8 protein-coding genes are annotated in these 12,565 nt (G+C 56.9%); 5 read left to right on the forward strand and 3 right to left on the reverse strand.

Annotated elements, in window-relative coordinates; all coding sequences use genetic code 11:
- Window positions 1-21: 21 nt before the first annotated feature.
- Window positions 22-678 (forward strand): adenylate kinase, encoded by a 657-nt coding sequence (gene adk / locus DFO50_RS08505; protein ID WP_107889608.1) that lies wholly within the window; start codon window positions 22-24, stop codon window positions 676-678.
- A 143-nt stretch (window positions 679-821) separates the two neighbouring features.
- Complete coding sequence (locus tag DFO50_RS08510; RefSeq protein WP_112692329.1) at window positions 822-1,934, forward strand: glycosyltransferase family 4 protein; 1,113 nt, start codon at window positions 822-824, stop codon at window positions 1,932-1,934.
- Window positions 1,935-2,025: 91 nt separating this feature from the next.
- Here the strand turns inward: DFO50_RS08510 and DFO50_RS08515 are convergent, their stop codons facing one another.
- The 3 genes from DFO50_RS08515 to lgt form a co-directional block, all read right to left on the reverse strand.
- Window positions 2,026-6,327, reverse strand: coding sequence for a hypothetical protein (locus DFO50_RS08515; protein WP_112692330.1), 4,302 nt, complete (start codon window positions 6,325-6,327; stop codon window positions 2,026-2,028).
- A 237-nt stretch (window positions 6,328-6,564) separates the two neighbouring features.
- Complete coding sequence (gene ccoS / locus DFO50_RS08520) at window positions 6,565-6,744, reverse strand: cbb3-type cytochrome oxidase assembly protein CcoS (RefSeq protein ID WP_107889612.1); 180 nt, start codon at window positions 6,742-6,744, stop codon at window positions 6,565-6,567.
- Window positions 6,745-6,810: 66 nt separating this feature from the next.
- Window positions 6,811-7,674, reverse strand: a complete 864-nt coding sequence (gene lgt / locus DFO50_RS08525) for a prolipoprotein diacylglyceryl transferase (RefSeq protein ID WP_112692331.1) — start codon at window positions 7,672-7,674, stop codon at window positions 6,811-6,813.
- Between the two features lie 300 nt (window positions 7,675-7,974).
- Here lgt and ilvD point away from each other — a divergent pair, with 300 nt between their 5' ends.
- The 3 genes from ilvD (at window position 7,975) to DFO50_RS08540 (ending at window position 11,946) form a co-directional block, all read left to right on the forward strand.
- Window positions 7,975-9,831 (forward strand): dihydroxy-acid dehydratase, encoded by a 1,857-nt coding sequence (ilvD, locus tag DFO50_RS08530; protein ID WP_112692332.1) that lies wholly within the window; start codon window positions 7,975-7,977, stop codon window positions 9,829-9,831.
- A 1,368-nt stretch (window positions 9,832-11,199) separates the two neighbouring features.
- Window positions 11,200-11,544: a hypothetical protein gene (locus DFO50_RS08535; RefSeq protein ID WP_107889616.1), complete on the forward strand. Its 345-nt coding sequence runs from the start codon at window positions 11,200-11,202 to the stop codon at window positions 11,542-11,544.
- 105 nt (window positions 11,545-11,649) lie between these two features.
- Window positions 11,650-11,946, forward strand: a complete 297-nt coding sequence (locus tag DFO50_RS08540) for a hypothetical protein (RefSeq protein WP_146745032.1) — start codon at window positions 11,650-11,652, stop codon at window positions 11,944-11,946.
- Window positions 11,947-12,565: the final 619 nt, after the last annotated feature.

Raw genomic sequence — 12,565 nt, forward strand, 5'->3', positions numbered from 1 at the left:
TTTTCTACGTTGGAGTCACACATGAAACTGATCCTGTTGGGCGCACCGGGTGCCGGCAAGGGCACCCAGGCCAAGTACATCACCGAAAAATTCGCCATTCCGCAAATCTCCACCGGCGACATGCTGCGCGCTGCGGTCAAGGCCGGCACGCCGCTGGGCCTGGAAGCGAAAAAAGTGATGGATGCAGGCGGGCTGGTCTCGGATGAAATCATCATCGGTCTGGTCAAGGAACGCATCACCCAGGCCGACTGCGCCAACGGTTTCCTGTTCGACGGCTTCCCGCGCACCATCCCGCAGGCGGAAGCGATGAAGGCTGCCGGCGTGAACATCGACTACGTGGTCGAGATCGACGTGCCGGACAGCGAAATCGTCGAGCGCATGTCGGGCCGCCGCATCCACCTGCCGTCGGGCCGTACCTACCATATCAAGTTCAACCCGCCGAAAGTGGCCGGCAAGGACGACGAAACCGGAGAAGACCTGGTCCAGCGCCCGGACGACGACGCTGCGACGGTCAAGAAACGCCTCGACATCTACCACGAACAGACCGAAGTGCTGGTCGGTTACTACTCCGACATGGCCGCATCCGGCGACAGGACCGCGCCGAAGTACGTGAAGATTCCGGGCGTGGGCTCGGTCGACGGCATCCGCGACGCGATCTTCCGCGCGCTGGGCGCGTAAACCGCATCGCTGCCCGAAACACCCGGCCCCGTCTTCATGGCGGGGCTTTTTGTCTGTTTGCGGGGGCTGGTGCATTGTTTCATTGACAAAGCCTGCTGCCTGGCGACAAGGTAAAGAAGTCAGTTCCCGACCCGGAGCCCGTCATGGACACGGCGCTGTATACCCCGTCACCGGCCACACCGCAGCAGCGTTGGCCGCTCCGTCGTCTCGGCTGGGTGGCGGAGGCGATCGTGCCGGACCCGCTTGGTGTGCAGTCGGCCTGGCAGCAGGCGCTGACGCGGGTCGGCATTACCGTGGTGCCGGTCAGCCCCCGTCCCGGTGCCCGCTGGTGGCCGGCGGCATTGCGGCGGCCGTGGCGGCTCAGGGGGCTGCCGCGCGCCCACTGGCCGTGGCTGGGCGCGGCGCGCGAGATGGCGGCCATCCTGCGGGCGGAAAAAGTCGACAGCCTGCTGCTGGGAGGGGACGCGCAATCGGTCTGGCTGGGGCGTGCCCTGCACCGCGAGCTGGGGATTCCCTGTCTGTGGTGGGCGCGCACCGGGCTGGCCAGCCCGCCGGCGGACGGACAGGTGCTGTGCGACAGTTTCTATGCGCAGGCGCACTGGCTGGCTGCAGGTGGCGTGCCGGCCGCCGTGCTGGTGCCGCCGGCCATCGACCTGCTTCGCCACGACTGGCAGCCGCCGCGGGCCCGCAGCGGGGCATTCAGGCTGATGGCGGTCGGCCCGCTGGTCGCCGCCAGTGGCCACGCCACCCTGCTGGAAGCGATGGCGAAGCTGGTCAAGGCTGCTTACCCGCTCCAGTTGCTGCTGATTGGCGACGGGCCGCTGGCCGGCGAGCTGAAAAGCCGGGCTGACCAGCTGAATCTGTCTTCACGGATCGAATGGCTGCCGTCAGCGCCGGCTGCGGCATTGCGCACTCGCCTGCGCGGCGTCGATGCACTGGTCGAACCGGCGTTGCTGCCGGGCAGCGGAGAGGCGTTGCTGGTCGGCATGGCGCAGGGCCTGCCTTGCGTGGCAACACGGATCGGTGCGGTGCCGGAGCGACTGCGTGAAGGCGTGGATGGTTTGCTGGTGCCCCCGGCCGACGCCGATTCGCTTGCCCATGCCATTGCCCGGCTGGTCGATTCGCCGGAGTTTGCGCTGGCACTCAGTTGTACGGCCAGGCGGCACATGGAGGAGCGGCATGAAGCCAGCCGCGTGGCGGTGCAGTGGGCTGACTGGCTGAAGGCTGGACAGGTAGCCTGCGCAGACCGGGCATGAATCTCGCCGCAGAAAACGGACGAATTCTCCGCTGCCGGAAATGAAAGGGGCCGGATTCCGCCAATGCGGCGGTCGGTGTCCACCTTGTCTGCTATGCGGGGGGATGGGGAATTTCACGGGTTTCCACCATTTTATCTGTCTTCTTGTTGTATTTGTACATGGGAAAGATCAGATTTACGCTGCTTTGCGTTCTGAATACAAATCCGTAAGCATTTTGCCCCTGCAGATAGAAGCGGTATTGGGGGACGTAAACCCTCGATAGTGGTCCCCTTTCCATTCTCTCCATCTGCGGAAAGTACTCGCCTATTGCGATCTGGCTGCCGTTTGATTGATTGAGGCAGGGGTAGGTTGTTATTTTCTGATCCGGGCTGATGCTGCTTATCATCAGTGTTTCATTGTTGCCACGATGAAAAATATTGTACAACTTTGTTGTGGCTCTTGATTTGTCGATGTAAATGCATTCTGCGATGACTTCATTGAACAGGTAGTATCGGCAATTTATCTCTGTTTGTCCGGTTCCCGGATACTTTTCTATGGTCAGAATCATGTCGTTGGCATCGTAGTGGTAAGCCGAATTCAAATAATTCGTTGATGTGCTGCTCGACTTTTTGATGGATGAAAAATTTGTCTCTCCAGTATAGGTGTATGTGGTTTCATTTCTGGTAACGGGTTCGTCAGTGGCCTCGAAGGTCACATTGCCTTCGCTGTCAGTGGTATAGCTGACTGTGGTTGCCTTGCCGTAAGGTTGACCTCTGCTGTCAATGGCCTGTCGAGTGATTTTTCCCAGCGTGATATTGTCTGTGTAATCGTAAGTGATGCGCAATCTTCCGGTTGAATGCTCGGCATCGATTGTCATGATGTTTCCGGATGTGCTGTATGAGAAAGATTGTGAATTTATCCAGTGGGAAAATGGATCTTGAAAATTTATGTTTCCGGATTTTTGCCATTTTGACAGAGATCCTGATTGTGTGTATTTGTAATGTTCTGTCCAGCTTAATGCATGTGTGCCGCCAGTGGTGGTAATGACTTTTTTCAACAAATCCATCTGGTTGTAAGCAAGTTGCTGCTCGATGATGGGGGAGGTGAGTTTGGTGCATAAATGTTTTCTGCTTTTTAGCAGATTGAATTCGGCGTAGGAAAACAAGGTGCGAATCCGCGCAAAATACTGTGCATTCCGATCGGTGACAGGGGTGGCTGTACTACTGCCATCCCCAACGTGGCCGTAGATATCCAGATTGGTCAAATTTCCCGTTTCATCTCGCGTGTAATCAGTCCTGGAGCGGAGTTGATTGTTGATCAAGTATTCTTCCCGGACCAGGAAGCCGCCATTGGACTGGTAGGCATAGCGCTTGGTGATGATGACGGTTTTTCTGGCATCATCCGGATCAATCAACTGGACATCCGCCTTGAGGGGAAGCCCCCGGACCGTTGAGATGATGGTGTTTTTGTAAGGCTGCCTTCTGGCCACGACTGGCAGGGAATAGTTTCCTTTTTCACTGGCCAGATTGTTGAAGTCATCATAGCCAAATTCCCGGGTATGGCTTTCGGTCACGTTGCGGGCACTGGCTGGCAGGCCACTTCCCTGCAGAAATGTATATTCACGGCTTCCTGTCGGGGCGGGGGAAGGGTCCTGCGTGCTGGGGCTCGGTGTGACCGTTCTTGCCGCAAGCTGGTTCAGCCCGGCATTGTATGTGTATGTGAATGTCCGGCCGCCGTTGATGGCGACGGTACGCGGTTGTGTCAGGAGCGTGGAGCCGGCATATGTGCTTTGGGTTATCGCCTTGCCCACGGTTGAAGAAATTTCCCGACTCAGCCCGTCGTAGCGGCGCTCTCCCATCAGATTATCATCAACACTGATTATGGTGACCAGCGCCGCTGTGGTATGGGGGGCATACTGATAGGTTTTTCTGCCGCTGGTACTTCCCTTTTGCGTGAGGGTGCGGCCGAGCACATCATAGGTGTAGTCCAGCGTTTCTCCCTGGGAATGTGCATGAGTCAAAATATTCCAGTAGCCATCGTAGTAGAATCTCTCCACATCGCCAGTGACTGTTTTGCCTTTCCAGTTTGAACTGCGTGTGCGCTTGATAATGGCACCCTGATTGTTGTAGACGGATTTGATTTCACTGTCCCCTGGCTGATGCAGCACGCTGATGGTATTTCCCAGAAAGTCATACGTATAACTGTCATTGCTCATGTCCGGATTTTTTTGGGACAGCAGCTCGTCAAAAATATTCCATTGGTAGTTTGTTGTTGCGCTCAGGCTGATTTTTTTATCCTGGCTGTAATCATGAGTAATGCTTTTCTCGAGCTGGAGCAGGGTGTTGTACGTGTTCTCAACCATCAGGAATTCTTTGATTGTGGGCACCCCTTTCGGGTCCGTTGTGGTCAACCTATAGCTTTCAGTCAACAGGTCCCCCCGATTGTTCACGGTGGTGACTCGGTCAAAACACTCCCGGCTGTCCCGCGTGCGCGTCTCTCCAGCGGCTGGGGCATAGCTGGTTGTGATCGTTGCCTGGTCACTCGCACCTGGTCCCCAGGGGCGTATCGTTTTGGTCGGGCGCCCCAGTGCATCATACGAGAACAGGCTGGTCAGGTTATTTTCATCCGTTGACTGCATGAGGTCACCCGTATCAGCCGCATACACTTCGACATGAGAACTTTTTACCGGGACGCTGGGCGTATCATCAAACCCGATCTGGCTGTTGATAATGTTGATGCTGTTGCCGGAGGCCGTCGTGCTGATCGTGGTCGTGGTGGTGAACGAAGGGGCAGTGCCATACAGCATGGTGAACGCTGTCTTGATCAGCGTGCCATAGAACGCACTGCTGGTGTCGGTCTGATATGTGTGTTTTTCTTTGGTCCAGTCGATAAGTATCTCGCGCTGCCCCCGGGCGAGAGCTGAAAACGTTACTTCACTCGGCTGAATCAGATTGGTATTGGCAATGGCGATATAAGTGTAGGTATATATGCGCAGGTAATTTGGTGTGTTGCTGAATGGTGTAGTGGTTTTTTTATTCAGGTAATTGACAAAACCGCCCGGATCAGGAGGGCAATATACAATACCTTGCTGGATTGAACCGGATGAGGGATAATACGTGTAGTCATCCACGGTGCCATCCGGGTTGGTGCACCTGGTAATATTTGAATAGTTGTCGTAGCGATACTGGGTGTCGTATGAAATCTGTTGCAGCTGTTTTGTCGTCGTGTTGTAATCCTGGCGTATTTTCTTGATGGTAACGGGCAGCATAAAGGTCGATGATTGGGAAGAAATGCCGCTGTTGGCTACCAGCTGGTATTCATATTTGACGAGCTTCCCCGGTTTGTTACTGTCTGGATAATCTTCGGGGGCCATCGGCTGTTCACTGAGCAGCAAGTAGAATTTGTTATAGCTGCACAAAATCTTTCTTTTATTGTCAGTGGTGGCTGTGGTGCTGAAGGAAAAGCTGTCTGGCAGGGATTCCAGATTGTCAACACCATTTTGCCAGGTCGTGACCTGCGGGTATCCGGTGTAATTTGCCGTCGATAATGAATAGATGGTTTTGATGAAAGTTTCTTTTTGATAGGTGCCAGAAATATTGAATTCTACGGAACTGACTGTATATATGCTGCCTGGCATGCCAGGCGGAGCCATTATCGTTTTATACTTTATGACGTCGTGTTGATAGCTGTCTATCGTCGATGCCATGTCCGTGATATACAGATATTTCTCATTGTGTGATTGATACTTGGCGGTGTACAGCTCCAGAAGGCCAATGCCGATAAAGGTGGTCACAGAAGCCAGAGACCGGAGCCTGGTATTGGCAATGATCAGGGTTTCATAGGCAATTGATCCTCTGGGTGTGGTCACGACATGCTTCGTTCCCTGCCAGGTGCTGGATACCATATATCCCTTGCCTGTCCGGTTCTGGTTTTCATCCTGAATGCTGAATGACTGGTCTGCGTACCAGTTGAAGTAGATTTTTTTGTTGTTGGGGGCGGTGAGGGTGCGGATCTGGTAATTGACCAGCTCCTCGATAAAACCGTTTTTATAGATAATGGTATATTGCCCGGTTCCGGTCGTGGTGCAGTTGAAAGTCAGGGTGTTTTTGTATTGCAGATTGACGGTGTTGCCACTGACAGAAAGAATGCGATAACGCTGGCCATTGGCCAGAATCAATGTGCTTGCACCGTTTTCAACATCGACCCTGGTCAGCGTCAATTCCCAGCCGACACCAAAACCATAGTCATTGGCATTGAACTGGTTGAAACACAGCGCCAGATCGAGCGTGGGCCCCTGCAGCTGGCAGGAGGGCAGGCTGGCAATGGGAATCGTGCGAATATACATGCCTGTGCAGGGTTCAACACCATTGACTGTCCAGTCGATCATGTTGAATACATTCGAATCGAATAACATGGTTTGCTCCCGTTGACGTGGGGCGAATGGGGGGCGTGCGGAGACTTCAATGGCGCAGCCAGGGCAGTGGGCTGCGATCCAGTTACAGGCGGAGAGGCAGAAGAAGCGGGATAGCCGGTATCAGGCGGTTCGCCTTATCAACTTATGCCATGCGTCACGGGGAAGAAACGCGGATTGGCGACTTTCCGACAGGCGTTTGTGCGAATGCGGGGTGGGAGCAGAAGGGCCGGGACGGGCTCAGCGATCGTTGCGATCAGCGGCGTCGGCGTGCTCGGGCTTGTCATCATCCATCAGCACGCTGTGGCCAGGGCCTTCCAGATCGTCGAACTGGCCGGAGTGGGTCGCCCACCAGAACAGCGCGCCGATGCAGAACACCAGCAGGATGCTCAGCGGAATCAACAGGTAAAGACTTTCCATGGCGACGATGTCCTGATCCGGGAACGGGATGGCCCGCCGCAGGGCGCGGCGGGCAGATGAACGAGCTTAGCGCGGGAAGCTGTTGCCAGCCTGACGGTGCGCCCACTGCCACAGGGCGGCGCCGGCCACCACCATCGGCAGGGACAGCCACTGTCCCATCGACAGGTGCATGACCAGCAGGCCGAGGAAGTCGTCCGGCTCGCGGGCGAACTCGGCGATAAAGCGGAATGCACCGTAACCGATCAGGAACAGCGCCGAGGCGGCGGCGCGCGGACGCGGACGTGCGGTATAGCACCACAGGATCACGAACAGCAGCATGCCTTCCAGCGCGAACTGGTACAGCTGCGACGGGTGCCGCGGCATGGCGCCATACTGGGCCAGCCATTCATGCCACTGCGGATTGCCTGCCGCCGCGCGCAGATCCTCGCTGCGTGCCTGCGGGAACAGCATCGCCCACGGTCGCGACGGATCGGTAATGCGACCCCACAGCTCGCCGTTGATGAAGTTGCCGATCCGGCCGGTGGCCAGACCGAGCGGTACCAGCGGCGCGACGAAGTCGGTGATGTCCCAGAAGCTCAGCCGGTGCTTGCGGGCGAACAGCGCGCAGGCGACCAGCACGCCGAGGAAGCCACCGTGGAACGACATGCCGCCTTCCCACACCTTGAGGATGCTGAGCGGATCGGCCAGGTAGTCGCCAAGCTTGTAGAACAGCACATAGCCGAGCCGGCCGCCGAAAATCACGCCAAGCACGCCCCAGAACAGCAGGTCGTCGAGCATCTTGCCGGTAAAGGCGGTGTGGCCTTTCCGGATGCGCAGATTGCCGAGCACGATGAAAAGAATGAATCCCACCAGGTACATCAGACCGTACCAGCGAATCGCCAGAGGACCGATGCTGATGGCAATCGGATCGAACTGCGGATGAGTCAGCATGCCTGAACCTTGGCCCTGTAGAGAAAGGCGGCATTATATAGCGGGAACTGCCGGTTTTTCGTTTCACCGGCGGAGACTTCCGGCCGCCCGCATTTCCGCGCACAATGTGGCGAGCTCGCAGGTACATCCACAGCCGTACCCAGGTTTCTCCCGCGACCCGACGCGCATGGCGCCGGGCCGGCCGGGCCAGCGCGCGCGGTGACCCCGACGCGACGCGACAGACAACAGAAACGGGGGCGCCAGGCCATCTGGCAGCCGCACCCGACTACATCAATTGCTGAAGGGAAAAGGGACAGCTCCATGCCCGCTTATCGTTCCAGAACCTCGACCCACGGTCGCAACATGGCCGGTGCCCGCGCACTGTGGCGCGCTACCGGCATGTCGGACGGTGATTTCGGCAAGCCGATCATTGCCATTGCCAACTCGTTCACCCAGTTCGTGCCGGGTCATGTCCACCTGCACAACCTGGGCCAGCTGGTCGCGCGCGAGATCGAGAAAGCCGGCGGCATCGCCAAGGAATTCAACACCATCGCCATCGATGACGGCATCGCCATGGGCCACGGCGGCATGCTGTACAGCCTGCCGTCGCGCGACCTGATTGCCGACAGCGTCGAATACATGGTCAATGCGCACTGCGCCGATGCGCTGGTGTGCATCTCGAACTGTGACAAGATCACCCCGGGCATGCTGATGGCCGCCTTGCGGCTGAACATCCCGGTCATCTTCGTGTCCGGCGGCCCGATGGAGGCCGGCAAGGTGCAGTGGGGCGACACGGTGCGCAAGCTCGACCTGGTCGATGCCATGGTCGAAGCCGCCAATGACCAGGTCAGCGACGAGGACGTCGACCGGGTCGAACGCAGTGCCTGTCCGACCTGCGGCAGCTGCTCGGGCATGTTTACTGCCAACTCGATGAACTGCCTGACCGAGGCGCTGGGCCTGTCGCTGCCGGGCAATGGCTCGCTGGTCGCCACGCATGCGGACCGCAAGGCGCTGTTCCTCGAAGCCGGCCGGACCATCGTCGACCTGGCCCGCCGCTATTACGAGCAGGACGACGCGACGGTGCTGCCGCGCGCGATCGCCACCAAGGCCGCGTTCGAGAACGCCATGAGCCTGGATGTGGCGATGGGCGGCTCGACCAATACCGTGCTGCATCTGCTGGCCGCCGCCAGTGAAGCCGGCGTCGACTTCCGGATGGCCGACATCGACCGTATCTCGCGCCGCGTGCCATGCCTGTGCAAGGTCGCGCCGGCCACGCAGAAATATCACATGGAAGACGTGCACCGCGCCGGCGGCGTGCTCGGCATCCTTGGCGAACTGGACCGGCTGGGCAAGATCGAACGCCATGTGCCGAGCGTGCATGCGCCGACGCTGGGCGATGCGCTCGACCGCTGGGACATCAAGCGTCCGGGCTGTGACGATCGGGCGCGCGAACGCTTCCGCGCGGCGCCGGGCGGGGTGCGCACCACGCTGGCCTTCAGCCAGAGCATGCGCTACCCGTCGCTCGACGACGATCGTGCCGACGGCTGCATCCGCGATGGTGCACACGCCTACTCGCAGGACGGCGGGCTGGCGGTGCTGTACGGCAATATTGCCGAACGCGGCTGCATCGTGAAGACGGCCGGGGTCGACGAGTCGATTCTGAAGTTCACGGGCCGGGTGCGGATTTTCGAAAGCCAGGATGCGGCCGTGGCCAGCATCCTCGACGAGCAGATCGTTGCCGGCGATCTGGTGCTGATCCGCTATGAAGGTCCGAAGGGCGGTCCGGGCATGCAGGAGATGCTGTATCCGACCAGTTACCTGAAGTCCAAGGGACTGGGCAAGGCATGCGCACTGCTGACCGATGGCCGTTTCTCCGGTGGTACCTCCGGCCTGTCCATCGGCCACGTCAGCCCGGAAGCGGCCGAGGGTGGGGCGATCGGTCTGGCGGAAGAGGGCGACAGCATTGAAATCGACATCCCGAACCGCAGCATCCGCCTGGTCGTGAGCGATGACGAGCTGACGCGCCGGCGCGCCGCCATGGAGGCGCGTGGTGCCGATGCGTGGAAGCCGGTCGGTCGTGACCGGGTCGTGACGCCGGCCCTGCGCGCCTATGCGGCCATGACCACCAGTGCGGACACCGGTGCGGTGCGCGACGTCAGTCAGATCGAACGCCGATAAGCGGCAATGGAATGGTCCCCCTTGACCGTGGCCACGGTCAGGGGGGGGCGTTTTTCCGTGGCGAAACAAGATTTGCCGGCAGCATCTTGCCGCCTGCATATTTATAAATGGTGTGAATGGCACACCTGACATCCCTGATTGAAAAAGTATAGCCGTAGGCATTTTGCCCATTGATGCTGAGAAGATAATATGGTCTGAGTACCGGCTTGGCGAACGGGGCAAATTCAGGTGCCTTTTCACGATAGCTGCCTCTGGCAATCTGGCTGCCATCAGGCTGATTGAAGCAAGGCTGGGTGGTAATGGCAGGCTGACCCTGAATTTTATTGAGGGTGTCAATGGTACTGATAAAAAAACCTCCCCATTGATGCGATGAAACAGCGTATAGATTTTTTGCGTGGGGGTGAGGTCCGGATAGATGACTTCGATAATGGGGTCATCTTCCAGATAGAAACGGCTTAGCAGGAGTTTTTGGCCGGAGTGGGTGTTGGCAATTTTTACAATTCTGTTGTTTGCGTCATAGTAGTAATCTGTCTGATTGCAGACGCCATTCTGGGTCGTTTTCTTGGTTGAAATATTGTCTTCGCCAGAAAAAATATATTCAGTTATTTTGTCGTTTTCACTTTCTATCGATGCGGCTTCCTGAGTGACGTGCCCTTCCGCATCATGGGAGTAAACAATTTTGTATGGGTATCTGCCCACGGCCCAGATATCCGGAGAGTGATAGAGGACATTGTTGATCTCTTTCAGAGCGCCATTATCCGTATAGCTATAGCTCGAGATGATGGTGGGGTCCAGCGATGCGGTAGTGGTGATGGATTCCTGGCTTCCCGTTGGCGTGTAGCTGAAGTCCTGCCGGGTGATGCCAAGCCCATACTCACTTTCATAGCTTACATTGCCTTTCATTCTCCATTCTTGCAGCATGCCATCTCTGGTATAGGTGTAGAACTCGCTCCACGTCAGGCCATAAAATTTGAAGTCGATGAATTTCAAGCGTCGGATGGCATCATACTGGAGTGAGTAACTGAAATAATCGGTGGCTGCCTCGGCTGTTGATTTGTAATTTGCGCTGATAATGTTCCCGCCGGCCCCGAATGTGCGGTTAAGCAGGATGCCTGCGAAATAATCCGTGTCAATTTGCGTGAAAATATATGCGTAGTTTTCTATCCGGTTTGCCTGACCTTGCCCATTGCGCGTAATGACCGAGCGCGACCTCAGTTTTCCCTCGATGTAGTACTCAACCTGTTTGAGACCGCCGCCCGTTTTTGCATACTCATGACGAATCTCCACAGTCAGTTTTTTTTTCCTGTCATTGGGGTCGGGGAGCGTGATTCTGGTATGCAGTGGCTTGCCACGCAGCGTTGACTTGATATGGATTTCATACTTCTCCCTGGAAATGCCATTGAGGTATTTATGGCCCCCGGTTTCATGCTGCATATTGCCCCAGATATCGAAGTGAAAATGCCGGGTCGCATCGTTTTTTCCATTGATGGCCTTTTCAGGGAGGCCGGTTTGTGCATGATGGGAAAAGGTGTGGCGGGCCAGCTCCGTACCGGGAGTGGCACTGGCAGCAACGGATCGGGAAACGGTTTGCCCCAGGGAGGCGTCATGCTTGTAAGTAAACAGGCGACCATCCTTGTAGCTGATGGAGGCGGGGCGGCCAAAAAGGCTGCTGCCGGTGTAGCTGTTGGTACGCTGGACCGGGGGTTGGCTTGAACTGATTTCCCTGTCAAGGCCATCGAAGGTGCGTTCGCCTGTCAGCGTGCCGTTTTGATGAGTGCGGCAGACCAGTTCCGCTGTACTGTGTGCAGCATAGTCGAATTGCTTCAGGCCACTGCCGGGGCCTCTTTGCGAAACCTTCCGGTCGAAAGCATCGTACTTGTACAGCAGGCTTTCATTGACGGTGGACGCATGCATCGTCAGTCTGCCCAGCCCGTCATAATGGAAGACTTCTTCCTCTTCCGGAATGGCGGGGTCCGCGTTGAACAGATTGTAACGTTGCCGGCGGCTCAATTGTCCCTGCTGGTTGAATGTGGACAGAATGGTTTCATTCTCGGGCTGCCGGGTTTCATGAACGGTATTGGCGACATGATCACGGACATATTGCTGCCGACTTGAATCCGGGTGGCATTTTTTCACCAGCTCGTCATGAATGGTCCATTCATAATCCGTGCGTTCGGTGATAAACGGAGTCAGTTCATCATTGTAGTCATATTGAATAAATGTAGTGAGTTGCTGCAGCTCATTGTAGCGATACGTGGCGAGCAGAAATGTTTTTGACCGGGATGTTTTTCCTGCGGTGAATGTCGAGGTAAGCTGCTCGGACAGGACATTGCCAAAACCATCCAGTGTATCGGTCTGGCTGAAGCCGCGTGTGCTACTGCTTCTGGTGACTTTGCTGTTGACCGGATCATGGCTGGTCGAGTCGATGGCCTGTCCTGTCGGCGATGGCGACCAGGCATAGCGGGTCTCGATCAGCCTGCCGAGCGCATCATGCTGGTAGCTGCTGATCAGGCCATTTTCGTCTGTTGCCTGGCAAAGATCTCCCGTCGCAGTATTGAATACTTCGCCGCCTGTCTTCTGTGAATCATCAAATCCATGCAGTGTATTCAAAGTAGTGAGCTGCGTTTTATCCTCCGACAGCTTGTAGCTGAAGCTCTGGGTGGTCAGATAATCGGTGATGACGGGCTGACCTTGCGGGTCGGCCGATACTGCCGGTTTGTTCTGCTCCTGTGTC

Origin of the sequence: Microvirgula sp. AG722 (genome assembly GCF_003269145.1) — a bacterium.
Taxonomy (GTDB): domain Bacteria; phylum Pseudomonadota; class Gammaproteobacteria; order Burkholderiales; family Aquaspirillaceae; genus Microvirgula; species Microvirgula aerodenitrificans.